Below are 17,778 nucleotides of genomic sequence, written 5' to 3' on the forward strand. Positions count from 1 at the left end.
CAGAGGCCCGTTGCGGGGGCGACCCTGGCGGGGGCGACCCAGTCCCACATGGCGCATGGCGCGTGAGGCGGCGCCGCCGAATTCGCGCGTGGCTGCGAGATCATGGCGAGGCGCACGGGTTTATTTGCGGGGCCGATCCCGGCGCCTTTAGCCGATGATCATGTCCTCGCGGCGGGCCACACCCCCGGTCGCGAAGCGACCCGGGTCCCAGCGGGCGAGCATCGGGTGGGCCTCGCCGTCGACGAGCCAGCGCGCGAGCAGCCGGCCCACCGCGGGCGCCATCATGAAGCCGTGCCCGGTGAAGCCGCACACCTGGATGAAGTCGGGGTGGCCGGGGCTGGGGCCGACGATCGCGTCGCCGTCGGGCGAGACGTCGTAAGGGCCGACCCACTGGCGCAGGACCTTCATCGCCGCGGTGATCGGCATCAGGCGCGTGAGCGTGGCGCTGAGGTGGGTGAGGAAGCGGAGGCTGGAGTGGAGGGTGAGGCTCTCGTCGCTGCCGTCGGGCGCGTCGGGCAGGCTGATGCCGGTGACGAGCTCGCCGCGGGTGCTCTGAGAGAAGTAGAGGCCGGTCGAGAGATCGACGACGAGCGGATCGAGGAACGGCTTGAGCGGCTCGCTGGAGAGGATCTCGTGGCGGTGCGGGCGGTTGGGCAGGTCGATGCCGAGCTGGTGGTTCAGCGCGCCCGACCACGCGCCGGTGGCGTTGACGACCCGCCGCGCGCGCACGACCTCGCCGGTGTGGAGGTGCAGCGCGTAACCCCGGGCCAGCGGCTCGACGCGGACGACGCTGGTGTGCGTGCGCAGGAGGACGCCGCGCTCGACTGCCTTGGCGGCGTAACCCCACACGAAGGCCCACGGGAACACCACGCCGTCTTCGGGGTTGAAGGTGGCGAGCCGGACCTCGGCGACGTCGAGCTGCGGGACGATCGCGTGCGCCTCGGCGGCGGTCAGCAGGCGGGTCGGCGCGCCGACCTCGGCGTGCAGCTGGACGTTGCGCTCGAGCCGGCCCTCGCCGGCCTCGCTGCGGGCGAGGAACAGGTAGCCGCCCTGGCGGAACCACAAGTTGATGCCGAGCTGCTGCGCGAGGTCCTTGCACAGCTCGATGCTCTCCATCATCAGGCGGACGTTGCCGGCGTCGCCCCACTGCATGCGCACGCCGCCGCCATTGCGGCCCGAGGCGCCGCTGACGAGGTAGCTGCGCTCGATGACGGCGATCGACGGCGGCGGCTTGCCCTTGCCGGCGGACAGCAGGGCGAGGTGGTAGGCGAGGCCCAGGCCCATGATGCCGCCGCCGATCACTGCGACGTCGACGTCGGCCGGCAGCGGGGTGTCGGCGCGGCCCATCGCTGCGGTCATGGCGAGGGATCCTCCGGAAGTTCGCTCGCGCCGGCCGCGAGGGCGCCGAAGGTGACCGGCTCGACCGGCGGGCGGGCGGTGAACGGCCGCAGGGCGGCGGGCGAGATCAGGTTGCGGGCGACGAGCAGCCGCCCGAGCGCGGACAGGCACTCCTTGCCCTGACAGGGGCCGGTGCCGAGGCCGGTGTAGCGCTTGATCTCCTCGACGTCCGTCAGGCCGGCGGCGATCGCCCGCTCGATCTCCGTCAGCGTGACGTCCTCGCAGCGACAGACGAAGGTGCGCGCGGTCATGGCAGGCCTCGGCCAGGGAGAGAGGAGGATGAGAGGGACGGCTGGCTGTCCTCGGGGGCAGGTGACTCGGCGAGCGCGCGCAGGAGGGCGGCGGCGCAGCGGTCGACGGTGCCACGGATCTCGGGGGGGGTGGTGGCGCCCGCGAGCTCGCCGACGGCCCACAGGGTCCACGGCGGCGGGGGGGCGGTCTGGGCGTCGGCGGCCTCGAGCGGGTGCGCGGCGGGAGCGGTGGCGATCCGGCCGTCGGCGTCGCAGACGGGGGCGAAGCCGGCGCCTGTGAAGTGGATCGGGGCGCCGGCCTGGGCGGCCAGCTCGAAGGCGGGGGCGGGGTCGGGGGCGAGGGCGACGAGGTCGCAGCGGAGGATCCGGCGGTCGTCGAGCTGCACGCCCTTGACCCGGCGCGCGCCCAGCAGCTTGTGCACCCGCGCCGGGGCGACCCGCTCGGCCGCGAGGAGGCCGGCGAGGTGCTCGGCCCGGGCGCCCTCGCCGATGACGACGACGCGCGCGGTCAGGCGGCGGCCTGTCTGTTCGAGCATGTCCACAAGGCCACGTGCGGACACGACCCCGGGCAGGTCGTTGTTGGCGAGCGGGATGGTCGGCTCGTGGGCGCCGACGGCCAGGACGACGTGGCGCGGGCGCAGCCGGTGGAGCACGGGCGGCTGCTCCGAGGCGGCCGCCCACAGCCGCTCCTGCGGGTAGCAGGCGAAGACGCCGACGCCGGCGAGGAGGTCGGCCGGGAGGTCGGGGCCGGCGAGGGCGGCGGCGGGCCGGCGCTCGACGACCCGCGGTGTGTGCCCGCCGGCGGTCAAGGCGGCCGCGAGCGCGCGGCCGGAGCGACCTGCCCCGATGACCAGGACCTCGGGGACATGGTCGACGAGACCGGCGACCTCGGCCGGCGGCGCGTCCGGCAGCTCGCCGAAGCCGGCCAGCTCGCGGGCGACGCCCTGCATCATCTGGTTGGCGATTCGCGGGTAGACGACGAGGTGGTGGTGGTCGATGCCGCGGCGGAAGATCTGGTCGACGAGGGCGGTCGGGTCGAGGCCGCCGTAGGTGTTCTGCGGCTCGACGAGCATGTCCTCGCGGACAGGTGTGAGGCAGGCCCGCTGGTTGGGCCGGCCGTCGACGCGCACCAGGCAGGTGCCGCAGCCGCCGTGCAGGCAGGCGGGGCCGCGCAGGCGCCGGTACTTGGCGCTGCGGCTGGTGGCGAGCTCGCCGGCGGCGATCAGGGCGGAGGCGACGGTGTCGCCGGGACAGGCGGGGATGGCGGCGCCGTCCCAGCGGAACGTGAGCGTCGGCGGCCCGGGCGGCGCGAGCAGGGGTGCCTTGGGCACGCGCCTGCGATAGCACGCCGCGCTGCGCGGGGACACGGGCGTCCGCGGCCGCGCCGCTTGCCCTCGGTCACGAGCGCCGGCGAGGCGCGAGGTTTCCGACGTGGTCGACGGTTCGCACCGGTCCTGCGACGCGAGTTCCGACGCGGGGGTCGACGGTTCGCGCCGGTCACGAGCACGTTACGACGCGGTGGTCGACGGTTCGCACCGGGGGTAGCGACCCCGGCGGCGGACGCGGATCCGGGGCGCCGGCGATCGATGGCGGGCGCGAGCGAGGTCAGGCGCGAGGAGGGCGGGCGCCGAAGATGGCGGTGCCGACCCGGACCATCGTCGCGCCTTCCTCGATCGCGACCTCGAAGTCGGCGCTCATGCCCATGGAGAGGTGGACGAGGTCGACGCCCGGGCGCGCGATCGCGGCTTCACGGCGCGAGAGCTCGCGCAGGCGGGCGAAGTGGGGCCGGGTCTGCTCCGGATCTCCTTCGGGAGGTTCGGGCGGGATCGCCATCAGGCCGACGCAGCGCAGCTCGGGGCGGGCGGCGATCCGGTCGAGCAGCGCCGGCAGGTCGTTCGCGGTGACGCCGGCCTTCTGCGCCTCGTCGCCGACGTTGACCTCGACGAGCACCTCGAGCGGAGTGGTGGCGCCCCGGCCGGCGCGCAGGCGCGCGACCTCGCGGGCGAGCTCGTCGACGAGCCCCGGTCGGTCGACGGTGTGGACGAGGGCGCCGACGGCGACGACCTTGCGCACCTTGTTGGTCTGCAGCGGGCCGATGAAGTGCCAGCGCGGCGGCGTGACGGCGGCGGCGACGACCTCGGCCTTGGCCACCAGCTCTTGGGCGTAGTTCTCCCCGAGGTCGCCGAGTCCGGCCCGGCAGGCCGCGATCACGGCCTCGGCCGGCTGCTTCTTGCTGACGCCGATGAGCGTCGGCACGGGCCCGGGCCCGCGCCGGGCCACGGCGGCGGCGACCCGGGCGCGCACTGCGGCGAGGTTGGCGGCGATGTCGTCTGGCGTCAAGGACATGCTCTTAAAGGCCTGTTCGAAAGGTCAGGTGGTGGAGGGCGGACGGCCCATCGGGCGAGAGGGGGACGGTCGCGCATGGGACCTGGCGAAAGAGACAGGTGCACAGGTTCCGTGGGTGCTCGGCGCCGGGGCATGGTGACGGCGGCGGACGCGGAGCCGGGCTCACTGCGGCAGGCAGGCGATCGGGGCGACGGCGCCGGCGAAGGTCGGGCCCATGTCGCGGTAGGTGTGGGCGCGCCAGAAGTCGCGCGGGTCCTCGGCGAGGTGGAGGGTGCGGTCGTCGCCGCTGCCGCGGACGGCGATCGCGGTCTCGAGGCCGTCGTGGCGCAGCGGGAACGACAGGGCCAGGCGATCGCCGCGCTGGCGGTAGGTGAGGGTCTCGGTGGTCCACTCGTCGTAGTCGCCGCGGTGGTGCCAGCCGACGCCGCGGCCGTCGATCGCCTGCGGCTGCAGCTGGTAGATCGAGAAGCCCATGCCGCCGGTGGCGTAGCGGACCTCCTCGCCCCACAGCCGCCCGCCGATCCGCTCGGCGGTGGCGAGCTCGGGCATGGCGGGGGTACCTGGCTCTGCAGGCAGGTCGGAGGCGGCCAGGAGCGGCGCGGGGGAGCCTGTCTCTCGGGACATGTCGGCGAGCGCGGGTCCGCGGGGGAGGTCGAGGGCGGGCGCGGGGGAGCCTGGCTCTCGGGACAGGTCGGCGAGCGCGGGGGCGCCTCGTGTTTGCGGCAGGTCGCCGGCGGGGTCGAAGCAGGGGGCGCCGGTGGCGGCCGCCGGGGCCTTGAAGTAGCGGGCGCCGCCGACCTCGCGCGGGTCGTCGTCGAGGACCAGCCAGGTGCGACCGTCTTGCTCTTCGATCCGGTAGCGGACGCGCTGCCGCTCGCCGGTCTTGCGGAAGGTGAGCTCGAGGTGGCCGCCGTCGGCGCGGTAGTCGAAGCTGTGGGTGTTGGTGAGGCCGACCTTGCCGTAGCGGTAGAGGCCGAAGCCGCCCTCGTGGAAGAAGTAGAAGCGCATGCGGTCGCCCTCGGCGAGGGCCTCCCAGCGGTGCCAGACGCCCAGCAGCTCGGGATCGACGGCGTCGGCGTCGCAGGTGTCCTCGGGGACAGGTTCGACGACCTCGGGGGCCTCGACGGCGATGAACGGGGCCGACAGCGCGAGGACCGCGAGGAGGTAGACGCTCGAGAGGCAGAAGGGGCGCCGCATGGCCGAGATGGTAGCACGCGCCGCCGCTGGGCCCGCCGGGGCGCCAGGCATCCCGAACAGGGCTCGTGGGCCGCGGCCGCGCTCGCCGGCTCCGGCGAGCACGGCCGTCCCACGCGAGGGCCGCGCGAGCGAGACGAGCGCGCGAGGTCGCGGGCGTGAGGTGCGGCGAGGTCGCGGGCGTGCGGGTCGTGGGTCGAAACGATCCGCGAGTGCGCCCGGCTGATGCCACGTCCGGCGAGGTCGCGGGCGTGAGGGCGGCGGGCCGAACCATCCGCGAGTGCGCCCGGCCGATCGTACGTCCGACGCGCGGCGCGGCGAGGTTGCGTGAGGGCCCGCGATCCGGCAAAAGCGGCCGACCATGAACGAGCCGGTGCCGCAGACCTCGCCTGTCCTCGTGCTCGCCTCGGCGTCGCCGCGCCGGGCCGAACTGCTCCGCTCGGCCGGGATCGCGTTCACGCGCGCACCGGTCGACGCCGACGAGACCTGGCTGCCCGGCGAGCCGCCGCCGGTGTACGTCGAGCGGGTCGCGCGAGCCAAGGCAGACCTGGCCTTGCGGCCAGGTTCGGTGGTGCTGGCCGCCGACACGACGGTCTGGCTCGAAGGACAGGTCGAGCCGCTGGCGAAGGCGGCCGATCGCGCCGAGGCGGCGGCGATGTTGACGCGGCTGGCCGGGCGCTCGCACTTCACGACGACGGCGGTGGCGATCGCCGACGTCCGCGGGCCCGAGGTCCGCTGGCACGAGTTCGCGGTGACGACGACGGTGTGGTTCAGGCCGCTGACGCAGGTGCAGCTCGATCGCTACCTCGATACCGAGGAGTGGCGCGACAAGGCCGGGGCCTACGGGATCCAGGGCGCCGCGGCCGGACTGGTGCGCCGGATCGAGGGCAGCTACACCAACGTGGTCGGGCTGCCGCTCGCCGAGGTGGTGGAGCTGCTGGAGACGCTCGCGGTCGGCTGAGCCGAGCTCGCGCGCTCGCACGGGGCCGGCGGACCATGGCGATCGGAGGGTTCGCGGCCGAGGTCGTGCGAGTCGAGGTCATCGGCGAGACGTACGAAGCCTCGGCTGCCGGCGCCTGCGTGGATGCTCACCGTGGCGAGGGCCGAGAGTCGAGGCTTCGAGGGCGTTGCTCGCGCGGGCGGGCCGATGCGCAGGGTGTCCTCAAGGACATGGGCGATCGGACATGCTCGAACGGTCAGCCTTCGGGCGGGCCGAGCTTGTCGCCGACCTCGCACAGGAAGTGCGAGCTGGTCGCGCCCTTGCCGTTCATGTTGAACGCCACGTAGCCGGTGAGGACGGGCGGCTGGACCTTGAGGTTCCAGTCGTAGTAGAGCGAGCAGCCGGCGCAGTTGTTGACGCCGGGCTGGCCGACGAACAGCTTGTCGGTGACCCAGTAGGGCAGGACGACGGCGGGGGACTGCGGATCGGGCCGGATCGCCCACTGCGGGCAGTCCTCGCTGTTGAGGGGCTTGCTCTCGCAGCTGCTGCCGGGGGTGACGGGGTAGATGCCCATGATCGAGAGGTAGCCGGCCGCGTCGCTGTCGATCGCGGAGGTCGAGGGGAAGTCGCCGTCGTTCTTGACCGGGGCGAACACGTCCGCGCTGGCGGCGATGATGGCGGCCTTGAGGTGCGCCGCGCTGCGCGGCGAGAACAGGCGCAGGCCCCAGGTGGCGCACTTCTCCTCGGCTTGCGCCGCGGTGAGCGGCTCGCCGAGGAACTTGTCCGGATCGGGCGGGTCGGGGACCATGGTGCCCGAGGCGTACTTTAAAAAGGTGTAGCCGCCGGCGTCGGCGTCCATGTCGCACCAGACGGTCGGGTGACCATCGGCGCGATGGACGACGTGGAGACCGGTCTTCGCCGCGTCGCCCCAGCCGGTCTCGATGTCGAGGCACGAGGTGGCGAGGGTGCAGTCGGGGAGGCAGCCGTACATCGGGTTCGAGTCGTCGCACGCCTCGCCCTCTTTGGCCTGGACCAGGCCGTCGCCGCAGCGCGGGGACAGGTCCTTGCAGAACTTGCCGCAGTGGCCGTAGGTGCCGTTCTTGCCCTTGCCGTCGTCGCACAGCTCGTGGCCGACCTTCACCAGGCCGTCGCCGCAGACGTTCCAGCGGCAGGAGCGGGTGCAGTCGCCCTCGTCGTCGTTGGCCTCGCCCTGGTCGCACTGCTCGGGCGGATCGATCTTGCCGTTGCCGCACGGCGCCGCCGGAGACCCGGTGGTCGAGGTGCCGCCGCTGTCGCCGTGGCCCGGATCGACGGTGGTCGTCATGATGCCGAGCGTCGCACCGCTGCCGTCGGTGCTGCTGCCGTCGCCGCTCGCGGGCTCGACGCCGGTGCTGCTCCCGGGCTGGTCGCCGTTGTCGAGGCAGGCCGCGACCGTCAGTGCCACGCCGATGCTGCCCGCGCGCCACGCGACTCCGACCCAGATCCGAGGAGGGACTCGTTCGTGCATCGACTCGTTCCCGACGCTGGTGAGGGAACAATGGGCGCGGGCAAATTGCAATGATTGCACACGCAACCACCGCGGGCCCGCAGGCGCCGGACTCTGCCGTGCGCTGAATGCGAGGGGCGAGGCTCTGACTAAATTGCGATCTGGCTTACAAAGCGTGCAGTCACTCGCTCGGGACCGTAACGCGCTGCGGCTGCACGCGGGAGCCACGGAGCATGTCCTGGAACGGATTGTCGTCGCGCCAGACGTCGCCGGCGAGCATGCTGATGAGGCCGCGGCGCAGCTGCGGGTCGGGGGTGCGGGCGAAGAACAGGTGGGACACGAGGCGCGTGTGGTAAAAGCGGCGGATCAGCTGCTCGAAGCTGTCGTAGGCGATCTGCATGGTGGCGTGGACGGGGGCCATGAGATCGGCCGCGGCCTCGCGACCTTCGGCGAGGGCGGGGACGAGGACGTCGACGGTCCGCTCGGCGCCCAGCATCGCCAGCGAGACGCCCGAGGAGAACACGGGGTCGAGGAATGCGCAGGCGTCGCCGACACAGGCCCAGCGCGACCCGGAGGGGCGCGTGTTCTTGTAGCTCCAGTTGCGGATCGTCCGCGAGGCGCTGCGGGTCGCCCCGGCGGTGAGGCGACGGCACAGCGGCGAGGCGGCCAGGGCGGCCTCGAAGGCGTCGTCGTCGAGCTTGCCGCGCCACTTCACCAGGCCGACGCTGAGGCGACCGCCGTGCATCGGGATCAGCCAGTGCCAGCCGTCCTCGACGATCAGGACCTTGATGTTGCCCTGCTCGCCGAGCTCGGCCCAGACCTCGGGCGAGAGGCCGTCGAAGTGACAGAAGACGGCGGCGCGCCCGAGCTCGTGCAGCGGGGCGATCGTGCGGGCGCCGCGGCCCAGCATGGCGTCCTGGCCGGTGCAGTCGAGGAGGAAGCGGGCCCGGTGCTCGCCGCGGTCGGTGACGACGCGGACGTGGTCCTCGGCGAACTCGACGTCCTGCACGCGCTCGCCGAAGCGGATGTCGGCGCCGCGGCTGGTGGCGAGGTCGGCGAGCATGGCGTCGAAGGTGGCGCGGTCGACCTGCCAGGCGTGCGGGGGCGTGCCGTCGAGGCCGTCGGCGAAGCTGAAGAAGGCGAACTCGCCGGTGCGCTCGTCGATGAACTCGGCGCCCTGCTTGTACTGCCAGCGCGCGCGGTCCATGACGACGCCGAGGCGGGCGAAGATCGGCAGGTCGATCGGCAGCAGCGACTCGCCGATGTGGAAGCGCGGGAACACGTCCCTGTCGAGCGTGAGGGCCCGGACGCCCGCTTGCGCGAGCAAGTTGGCGGCGGTCGAGCCGGCAGGGCCGGCGCCGACGATCACGACGTCGTGCATGACCGGGTCATACCATGCCGCCGTTGATGCCGATCACCTGACCGGTGATGTACGCGGCGGCGTCGCTGGCGAGGAAGGCCACCATCGCGGCGACCTCGGGGGCGGTGCCGAGCCGCTGCGCGGGGATCCGCGGCATCACGTGCTCGAGCGGGACGTCCTTGATCATGTCGGTGTCGACCAGGCCGGGGGCCACTGCATTGACGGTGACGCCCTTGCGGGCGAGCTCCAGCGCCAGCGACTTGGTCGCGCCGATGACGCCGGCCTTGGCCGCGGCGTACGCGACCTGCCCGCGGTTGCCGAGCTGCGCCGAGACGGAGCTCATGGTGATGATCCGGCCCCACTTGCGCCGCACCATCGGCATGATCACGGGCCGGGTGACGTTGTAGAAGCCGCCGAGGCTGGTCCGAAGGACAGCTTCCCAGTCGGCCCGCTCGAGCGCGGGGAACGGGGCGTCGCGGGCGATGCCGGCGTTGTTGACGACGACCCCGAGCGGCCGCGGGTCGGCGAGGATCGCGGTCATGGCGGCGTCGGCGGCGGCGTCGTCGCCGACGTCGAAGCGGCTGAGGACGACCTCGCCGCCGGCGGCGCGGATCCGGGCGGCGACGGCCTCGGCGGCGGCGTCGTCGCTGCGGTAGTTGAGGACGATCGGGTGACCGGCGGCCGCGAGGGCCTCGGCGATCGCGGCGCCGATCCCTCGACTGGCGCCGGTGACGAGCGCGCGTGGCTTCATGCGGAGCTCCCTGCAGAGCGGGTGACGGGGGCGGTGGAGACGACGGAGAGGACGGCCTCGGCCAGCGGCTGGCCGCGGCAGGTGACGGCGGCGCGGTACTCGGCCATGGCGCCGGCGAACACGCGGGTGGCGACGATCTGCAGCGGGTCGCCGACGGCGAGGTGCTCGGCGTGCAGCTCGAGGCCGCGGCAGGCGGCGATGAGGCCGAGCGCGGGCGGCTGGCCGCCTTCGCGCGCGCGCAGGCCGGCGAACGCGGCGATCGTCTGGGCCATGTACTCGAGCAGGGCCGAGGCGTGGAGGCGGCCGCCGGCGAGGAACAGGTTGTCGGCGCGGACCACCGCGGCGCAGGTGATGCCGTCGTCGTCGGCGGCCACGACCTCGTCGACGAGCAGCATCGGCGGGCGCTGCGGGACCAGCTCGGCCACCGGCGGGAAGGCGGCGGCGGTCATGCGCCGGCTCCGAGCGCGCACTGCCAGCCGGCGGCGAGGTGCGGCTCGAGGGCGACGCGCGCCGGGGCGCCGGCGGCGAGCGCCTCGACCAGCGTGAGCGCGGCGGCGCACGGGTTGTCGGCCAGCCAGGGCGGGATCGGGCGCGGCGCTTCGGGCATGTCGTTCGCGCCATGTTCGAGGCGACATGTCCTCGCGGGCATGTCCCCGGGGGCAGACGCGGAGAGGGCGAAGGCGGCGGCGAACGGGTCCCAGCGGCGGCCGGCGGCCAGCGGCTCGGGCAGCGGCTCCTCGGCGATCACGAGCACGACGTCGCCCTCGCCGGCGGCGACCAGGGCGGCGCACTCGAGCAGGCCCATGGCCACCGTGGAGCGCCCGGCCGAGAGGGCGGCGTTGCCGGCCCGGTTGCCGGTGGCGATCGAGACGTAGCCGGCCGCGGTGTTGTGGACGCTGTTGTGGAACTTGGTCGGCGAGAGCGGCTCGCCGGCGACGAGCAGGGCGGCGAGGAGGTCGAGGGTGGTGCGGATCTCGCCGTAGACGGAGCCGTAGACGAAGGTGGCGCCGGTCGGGTCGAGGCTGCCGTCGCGCAGCGCCTGGGCCGCGACCTCGGCGGCCATGCGCGTGAGCAGGCTGGTGCGCCGGCGCATCATCGGCGGCAGCAGCTCGGCCTTCGGCGCGGCCGGCTCGCGCGCCTGGCCTTCGGGACAGGCGTCGGGCCGCGCCCGCCAGGCGGCGAGGTCGGGGTAGCCGGGGGCCCAGAAGCCGAGGCCGCGGACGGTGAAGGCGAGCGCGCTCATGCCGGGCCTCCGGGCGGGTTCGCGAGGGTCGCGGAGGATGAACTTCGGGACAGGGCTTTGGGGGCCTGTCCATGAGTGCAGGCGCGCGCGCGCTCGCGGTCGGCCGCGCGGCCGGCGGCGGGGCGACGCGACGGGCGAGCCGCCCGAGCCGCCGAGGATGAACTTCGGGACATGGCCTTCGGGCCCTGTCTGAAAGCGCAGGCGCTCATGCCGGGCCTCCGACGAGGACGCTGCAGTTGCTGCCGCCGAACGCGAACGAGTTGCTGAGCGCGGCGCGGGTCGGGACGTCGCGGCGGGCGGTGACGACGTCGACGGCGAGGGTGTCGTCGAGCGGGTCGGCGCCGACGCTGGCGGGGAGGTAGCGCCCGGCGATGGCGTCGACGACGAAGGCGATCTCGGTGGCGCCGGCGGCCCCGAGCATGTGGCCGGTGTAGCCCTTGGTGGCGACCACCGCGGGCGCGGCGGCGCCGGCGAACACGGCCCGGATCGCGGCGCTCTCCATGCTGTCGTTCTGCTTGGTGCCGGTGCCGTGGGCGTTGACGTGGTCGACGTCGCCGGCGAAAAGGCCGGCGTGGTGCAGCGCCCGCTCCATCGCCAAACGGGCGCCGAGGCCCTCGGGGTGCGGGCTGGTCATGTGGTAGGCGTCGGAGCTCTCGCCGACGCCGAGCAGGCGGGCCGGGCCTTCACCTGTCCGTTCGACCAGGAGCAGCGCGGCCCCCTCGCCGATGTTGATCCCGGCCCGCTCGCGCGAGAACGGACGACATGGCTTCGAGGACAGGACCTCGAGGCCCGCGAAGCCGCGGACGGTCAGGCGGCACAGGCTGTCGACGCCGCCGACCAGGACCGCGTCGCACAGGTCGGCCGCGAGCAGCCGCTGCGCCGAGGCGAACACCTTGGCGCTGGAGGAGCAGGCGGTCGAGACGACGTAGGCGGGGCCGCCGAGGCCGCCGCCGAGGACGCGCGCGAGGTGGAGGACGGCGTCGAGGGCGTGCGAGTGCTCGACGTCGTAGTCGGGCGGAAGGGCGCCGCCGTGGGCCTCGGCGTGGGCGTAGGCGGTCTCGCTGGCCTCGATGCCGCCGGTGCTGGTGCCGAGGACGATGGCGACGCGATCGCCGCCCCAGCGGGCCCGCGCCCGCTCCAGCGGGGCCTGCAGCTCGGCGAGGGCGACGGCGGCGATCCGCGCCTGGCGGGTGTCGCGGACGGGGCCGAGCAGGCGCGGCAGGGCCGGGAGCGGGCTCGGGATGGCGCCCACGACGGCGTCGAGCTCGAACTCGGCGGGGCACGGGCCGAGGCCGGAGCGACCCGCACGCAGGGCGGCGAGCACGGCGGCGGTGCTGTCGCCCATGCCGTTGCACAGGGCCATGGCGGTGATCGGGTAGGGCTGCATGACGGCGAGGGCGGCGCGGCGAGATCAGAGGCCGGGGGCCGGGAAGACGCTCAGGAACTCGCGCACGCGGCCGCGGTGGGCCTCGCAGCGGGCGTCGTCGGCGTTCTCCACGGCGAGGGCGATGCCGTCGGCGATCAGGTCGGCGATGGCCGGCATGTGGTGCGTCTGCACGCCGCGCGAGGTGATCGCGGCCAGACCGATCCGCAGGCCCGAGGGATCGAACGGCTTGCGCGGGTCGAACGGGATGGCGTTGGCGTTGAGCTCGATGCCGCAGCGGTTGAGGACGCGGGCGACCTGGCGGCCGCCGTGGCCGGTGGGCGTGAGATCGAGGAGCAGCAGGTGGTTGTCGGTGCCGCCGGAGACGAGCGCGTGGCCGCGCGCGAGCAGGGCCTCGGCGAGGGCCTTGGCGTTGGCGACGATCTGGTGGGCGTAGTCGCGGAAGTCCGGCTGCAGCGCCTCGCGGAAGGCGACGGCCTTGGCGGCGGTGGTGTGGCAGTGCGGGCCGCCCTGCAGGCCGGGGAACACCGCCTTGTCGATCGCGGCGGCGTGCTCGGCCTTGCTGAGGATCAAGCCGCCGCGCGGGCCGCGGAGGGTCTTGTGCGTGGTGGTGGTGACCACGTCGGCGTGCGGCACCGGGCTCGGGTGCGCGCCGCCGGCGACGAGGCCGGCGATGTGCGCGATGTCGGCCGCGAGGTAGGCCCCGACCTCGCGCGCGATCGCGGCGAAGCCGGCGAAGTCGAGCTGCCGCGGATAGGCCGAGTGACCGACCCAGATCAGCTTGGGCCGATGCGTCTGCGCCAGGCTGCGGACCTCGTCCATGTCGATGCGGTGGTCTTCGCGGCGGACGCCGTACTGGACGGCCTTGTAGTAGATGCCGGTGGCGCTGACCTTCCAGCCGTGGGTGAGGTGGCCGCCCGCGGGGAGCGCGAGCCCCATGATGGTGTCGCCGGTCTGGCACAGGGCCAGCAGCGCGGCCAGGTTGGCCGGCGAACCGCTGTAGGGCTGGACGTTGGCGTGATCGGCCCCGAACAGCTCGCGCGCGCGGGCGACGGCGAGCGACTCGATCGGGTCGACGAAGTCCATGCCCTCGTAGTAGCGCTTGCCCGGGTAACCCTCGGCGTACTTGTTGGTGAGGCTGCTGCCGGTGGCCGCGAGCACGGCCTTCGACACGTAATTCTCGCTGGCGATCAGGCGCAGGCTGTCGCGCTGGCGCGCGTCCTCCTGCTCGATCAGCGCGAAGATCTCGGGGTCGGCGGCGGAGAGCTCGGGGTCGCGGGCGTGCATCGCCCGAGGTTTTCAGGCCCGGAGGGCCGCGGAGTCAAGCCTCCCGCGCGCCGCGTCGCCGCCGACCGAGGTCCCACGCGCCGGCCATCGCCGCGGGCCCGGACGGCGAATGTCGTTTCGCGTCCCGCCGCGGCGGCGCTGCGGCCGCTCCCCTGCAAAAAGGGGCGCCGCGCACCCCCTGGCCCACAACGGCGCCGGGGCTTGATAGGATGCCGGCGTGGGCGAGGCGGCGAGGACGGGCGAGGGGCCTTTCGCGGACGGCCCGCCGAGCGCACGCAGCACCGCCGGGGGCCTGTCCGACCTCGACCAGTCGCGCATGACCGGGGTCGAGACCCTGGTCGAGTCGCCGTCGATCGACGAGGTCCAGGCGCTCAAGTTCGAGCGCGGGGCGGCGATCGAGCGCTACACGGTGCTCGACCGCATCGGCGCCGGGGCGATGGGCGTGGTCTACACCGCCTACGACCCACGGCTCGACCGGCGGGTGGCGCTCAAGATCATGCACGCCCGGCCGGGCCACCGCGCCGACGAGATCGTCGGCCGCCTGCTGCGCGAGGCCCAGGCGCTGGCCAAGCTGCAGCACCCCAACGTGGTCGCCATCTACGACGCCAACCGGATCGGCGAGCTGGTGTACCTGACGATGGAGCTGGTCGACGGCCAGAACCTGTCGCGCTGGCTCAAGGACGCCAAGCGGACCCCCCGCGAGATCCTCGACACCTTCGTCGCCGCCGGCCGCGGGCTGGCGGCCGCGCACAAGGCCGGGATCGTCCACCGCGACTTCAAGCCCGACAACGTGCTGGTCGGCCGCGACGGCCGCGTGCGGGTGGTCGACTTCGGCATCGCCCGCGGCGCCGAGGGGCCCGAGTTCACGGCTGTCCCTCGGGACATGTCCGAAAATATCTCGACGCCGCCGAGCCCGTCGACGTCGGCCAGCCTGTCGCCGTTCGCGACCACCGACAGGGGCAACCACCCGCCGCCGCTGGCCGACACCGACCCGGCGGCGGCCAAGCTGCAGGCGGCCGCGCTGGCCTCGCAGGCGCCGCAGCAGGGGCTCGACTCGGCGATCGCGGGGCTGTCGTCGATGCGGCTGACGCGGACCGGGGCGCTGGTCGGGACGCCGGCCTACATGGCGCCGGAGCAGCACCTCGGGGCCCGGGTGGACGCGCGCGCCGACCAGTTCGCGTTCGCGGTGGCGCTGTTCGAGGCGCTGTTCAAGGCCCACCCGTTCCCGGCCAAGAACTACGTGCAGCTGACCACCAGCGTGCTCGGCGGCAAGGTCGACGCGACGCCGGTGCGCACGTCGGTGCCGCTGCACGTGCGGCGGGCGATCCTCCGCGCGCTGGCGGTCGAGCCGAGCCAGCGGTTCGAGTCGATGGACGCGATGCTGGCCGCGCTGGCGCCGGAGAACCGGCGGCGGCGGACCATCGTCGGGGCGGCCGCGGTCGCCAGCGTGGCGGCGGCCGTGACCGGCGGGATCGTGTGGGCGCAGGTCAAGCCGCCGGGCTGCGAGGGCGCCGATCGCCACCTCGTCGGGGTGTGGGACGAGGCGACGAAGGAGAGGACGCGGCAGGCGTTCCTCGAGACCGGGCAGCCCTACGCGGCGCGCGCGGCCGAGACCGCGACCGCGGCGCTCGACGAGTACGCGGCGACGTGGCTCGAGATGCGCCGCGAGGTGTGCGAGGCGTCGCTGGTCCATCACGAGCAGTCGCCGCTGCTGCTCGACCGCCGCATGGCCTGCCTCGACCGCCACCTCGATCAGCTGCAGGCGACCGCGGCGCTGTTCTCCGAGGCCGACCGCGAGGTGGTGCAGCGGGCCGCGGTCGCGGTCGAGGGGCTGCCGGACCTGAAGGAGTGCGCCGACGCCGAGCGGTTGATGCACGGGGCCGGGCGTTCGCTGGCGAGCCGCGAGGAGGTGGCGCGGCTCGAGGGGATCCTGGCCCATGCGCTGGCGAAGCGGCACGCGGCCAAGTACGAGGCGGCGCAGGGGCTGGCCGAGCGCGCGCTGCAGGAGGCCCGCGCGCTCGCGTCGGCGCACGTCGAGGCGGAGGCCCTGATCACTCTCGGACAGATCGCCGCCGACCAGGGCCGCTTCGACGCCAGCGTCGACCTGTTGACGCGGGCGATCGCGGCGGCGGAGGCGGGTGCGGCCGATCCGGCGCGGGCCCGGGCGACCGCGGAGCTCGGACGGGTCCTGGCGTTGAAGCACCTGCCGAGCGAGGGCGAGCGGCTGCTGCGGCTGGCGGTGCCGATCGACCTGCGCGTGGGGGCAGGTCCGATCGAACAGGCGCGAAGGGACATCTTGCTGGGCATCGTGCAGTCCGAGCGGGGCGACTACGAGTCGGGGCGCCAGACGCTGCTGGCCGCGGTCGAGGTGCTGCGGGCGACGCCGGCGTCGTCGCGGCTGCTGCTGATCCAGGCGTTCAACGCGCTCGGGTCGCTCGAGGACCGCTGCAGCCGCGAGGAGGCGGCCCGCAAGTACTACGGCGACGCGCTGGCGCTGGCCGAGGACCGGCTCGGCCCCGACCACCCCGACGTCGCGGCGATCCTCAACAACATCGGCGTGCTCGAGTGGCGAGCGGGTCGGCTCGAGCAGGCGCTCGCCTCGCTCGAGCGGGCGCTCGACATCCGCGTGCGCACCCTGGGGCCCGATCACATCGAGGTCGCGTCCTCGCGGATGAACCTCGGCAACGCGCTGGTCAGCGGCGGCGACTACGCGCGCGCGAGCGGCTACTTCGAGGCGGCGGCGGCGGTGCTGCGGCGCACGTCCGGGCTGGGGCCGCGGCTGGTCGAGGCGCTCTACAACCTCGCCAACTGTCACCACCTGCAGCACGACTACGCCCACGCGGTGCCGATCTACGAGGAGGCGCTGGCGCGCAGCCAGGCGCTGCTCGGGCCCGACGACCCGGACGTGGCGTACCCGCTGCACGGCCTCGGCGTCGCGCTGGTCGAGCTCGGGCGGCTCGAGGAGGCCCGGCCGCTGCTCGAGCGGGTGCTCGAGATCCGCACTCGCAAGGACGTCCAGCCCGTCGATCTCGGGGAGCTGCGGTTCGCCCTCGCGCGCGCGCTGCCGCCGCGCGACCGGGTACGGGCGCTGACGCTGGCCGCGGAGGCGCGGGCCGACTACGTGGGCGATCAGGCCGACGAGGAGGTCTCGCGCGTCGACGCCTGGCTGCTGGCCCACGTCGACCGCTGAGGCGACCTCCGCCGATGGAGGGGATCTGCGGCGGTGATTGTCGATATGTTCATGAGGACATGTCCGATCGACCATGTAATCGTGCAAATGCGCGCGAGGCACCGCGAGCGATCCTGCTCGCGGGGCCCCGGCGCGCAGGCGCGCGCGCGATGTAACGCGTTTGTACGGCCGAGCGAATGATCCACGAGGGGCGTTGGTTACGCTCATCGACCCGGGCGCCGGGACGATTCACCCGGTTCGAGTGACAGCATGCCGACACCGAAGATGAGGCGAGATGTGATTCTGAAGACGGGGGTCGCGGCGGGGCCCGTGGCCAACCTCGACATCGACCTGAACGCGACGTTCACGACCGCGCTGACCGGGACGACGATCACGTGGGAGGACGAGAGCTCGGGCAACCCCGAGGAGAAGACCAAGTTCAAGATGTCCTTCCTCAACGTCGGCGGCGCGAACGTCGGCGCCCTCACCGTCAAGCTGGTCGGCAACCCGTGCCCCGACGTGCCGGCGACGGTGACCAAGACGGCCCGCCAGGTCACCGACCCGACGGCCATCAGCGGCAACGTGACCCTGCTCGACCCGGCCGACGACACCTTCGAGCGGGTGTGGCGGCAGGCCGTCAACAACTCGCGGGTCCAGGTGCTCGACAACGTGGCCAAGGTCGACATCCGCGTGAAGGCCGAGACCGGCTACACGGTGAACCAGGCCGTCGGGACCGCGACCGACAACTCGCTGATCGTCAATTACAGCTTCCTCGACGCCACCGGCACGGCGGTGGTGTCGGGCAGCGTCCAGTTCGACACCGTGGCGACGGCGGCTGCGGGCTACACGCTCGGCAACGTCCGGATCGTCGACACCGACTCCGGCGCACGCACCCGGCGCCGCTAGCGTCGGCGCGGGCGGACCTCGGCGGCTGCGCGATCGGACAGGCTCCGGCGCGCGGCTGCGCCG

At 73.9% G+C, this 17,778-nt stretch carries 15 protein-coding genes; 3 read left to right on the forward strand and 12 right to left on the reverse strand.

The features are described from left to right. Positions 1–147: 147 nt before the first annotated feature. From O0S08_RS17135 to O0S08_RS17155, 5 genes are all read right to left on the reverse strand, one after another. Positions 148–1,359, reverse strand: a complete 1,212-nt coding sequence (locus O0S08_RS17135; protein WP_269040234.1) for an NAD(P)/FAD-dependent oxidoreductase — start codon at positions 1,357–1,359, stop codon at positions 148–150. Continuing rightward, a complete protein-coding gene (locus O0S08_RS17140) occupies positions 1,356–1,649 on the reverse strand; it encodes a (2Fe-2S)-binding protein (protein ID WP_269040235.1) in 294 nt (97 codons plus the stop codon). Before O0S08_RS17140 ends, O0S08_RS17135 begins: the two co-directional genes overlap by 4 nt. Then, positions 1,646–2,980, reverse strand: coding sequence for a 2Fe-2S iron-sulfur cluster-binding protein (locus O0S08_RS17145; RefSeq protein ID WP_269040236.1), 1,335 nt, complete (start codon positions 2,978–2,980; stop codon positions 1,646–1,648). The genes O0S08_RS17140 and O0S08_RS17145 overlap by 4 nt, the downstream gene beginning before the upstream one ends. 274 nt (positions 2,981–3,254) lie before the next feature. Then, positions 3,255–3,995 carry a YggS family pyridoxal phosphate-dependent enzyme gene (locus O0S08_RS17150; protein WP_269040237.1) on the reverse strand — a complete coding sequence of 247 codons (741 nt, stop codon included), beginning with the start codon at positions 3,993–3,995 and terminating at the stop codon, positions 3,255–3,257. Between the two features lie 162 nt (positions 3,996–4,157). Then, positions 4,158–5,192, reverse strand: a complete 1,035-nt coding sequence (locus O0S08_RS17155) for a hypothetical protein (protein ID WP_269040238.1) — start codon at positions 5,190–5,192, stop codon at positions 4,158–4,160. Between the two features lie 358 nt (positions 5,193–5,550). Between O0S08_RS17155 and O0S08_RS17160 the strand changes: the two genes are divergently transcribed. Next, entirely contained in the window at positions 5,551–6,150 is a 600-nt protein-coding gene (locus O0S08_RS17160; protein WP_269040239.1) for a Maf family protein, read from the forward strand. A gap of 235 nt (positions 6,151–6,385) precedes the next feature. On the opposite strand, the gene O0S08_RS17165 is transcribed toward O0S08_RS17160, so the two are convergent. From O0S08_RS17165 to glyA, 7 genes are all read right to left on the reverse strand, one after another. Further along, positions 6,386–7,573 carry a hypothetical protein gene (locus O0S08_RS17165; protein WP_269040240.1) on the reverse strand — a complete coding sequence of 396 codons (1,188 nt, stop codon included), beginning with the start codon at positions 7,571–7,573 and terminating at the stop codon, positions 6,386–6,388. 223 nt (positions 7,574–7,796) lie between these two features. Beyond that, complete coding sequence (locus O0S08_RS17170) at positions 7,797–8,996, reverse strand: NAD(P)/FAD-dependent oxidoreductase (RefSeq protein WP_269040241.1); 1,200 nt, start codon at positions 8,994–8,996, stop codon at positions 7,797–7,799. Positions 8,997–9,003: 7 nt separating this feature from the next. Then, the gene (fabG, locus tag O0S08_RS17175) at positions 9,004–9,726 is read right to left on the reverse strand and encodes a 3-oxoacyl-ACP reductase FabG (RefSeq protein WP_269040242.1); all 723 of its coding nucleotides are present in this window, start codon (positions 9,724–9,726) and stop codon (positions 9,004–9,006) included. Beyond that, on the reverse strand, positions 9,723–10,175 hold the full coding sequence (locus tag O0S08_RS17180) for a hotdog family protein (protein WP_269040243.1): 453 nt from the start codon (positions 10,173–10,175) through the stop codon (positions 9,723–9,725). Before O0S08_RS17180 ends, fabG begins: the two co-directional genes overlap by 4 nt. Continuing rightward, a complete protein-coding gene (locus tag O0S08_RS17185) occupies positions 10,172–10,969 on the reverse strand; it encodes a beta-ketoacyl synthase chain length factor (RefSeq protein ID WP_269040244.1) in 798 nt (265 codons plus the stop codon). Before O0S08_RS17185 ends, O0S08_RS17180 begins: the two co-directional genes overlap by 4 nt. Positions 10,970–11,174: 205 nt before the next feature. Continuing rightward, positions 11,175–12,356 (reverse strand): beta-ketoacyl-ACP synthase, encoded by a 1,182-nt coding sequence (locus O0S08_RS17190; RefSeq protein WP_269040245.1) that lies wholly within the window; start codon positions 12,354–12,356, stop codon positions 11,175–11,177. A gap of 24 nt (positions 12,357–12,380) precedes the next feature. Then, entirely contained in the window at positions 12,381–13,640 is a 1,260-nt protein-coding gene (gene glyA / locus O0S08_RS17195) for a serine hydroxymethyltransferase (protein ID WP_269040246.1), read from the reverse strand. Between the two features lie 217 nt (positions 13,641–13,857). On the opposite strand from glyA, the gene O0S08_RS17200 reads away from it, so the two are divergent. After that, complete coding sequence (locus O0S08_RS17200) at positions 13,858–16,830, forward strand: serine/threonine-protein kinase (protein WP_269040247.1); 2,973 nt, start codon at positions 13,858–13,860, stop codon at positions 16,828–16,830. A 276-nt stretch (positions 16,831–17,106) separates the two neighbouring features. After that, entirely contained in the window at positions 17,107–17,715 is a 609-nt protein-coding gene (locus O0S08_RS17205) for a hypothetical protein (RefSeq protein WP_269040248.1), read from the forward strand. Positions 17,716–17,778 lie beyond the last annotated feature (63 nt).

This window comes from Nannocystis punicea, assembly GCF_026965555.1.
Taxonomy (GTDB): Bacteria; Myxococcota_A; Polyangia; order Nannocystales; family Nannocystaceae; genus Nannocystis; species Nannocystis punicea.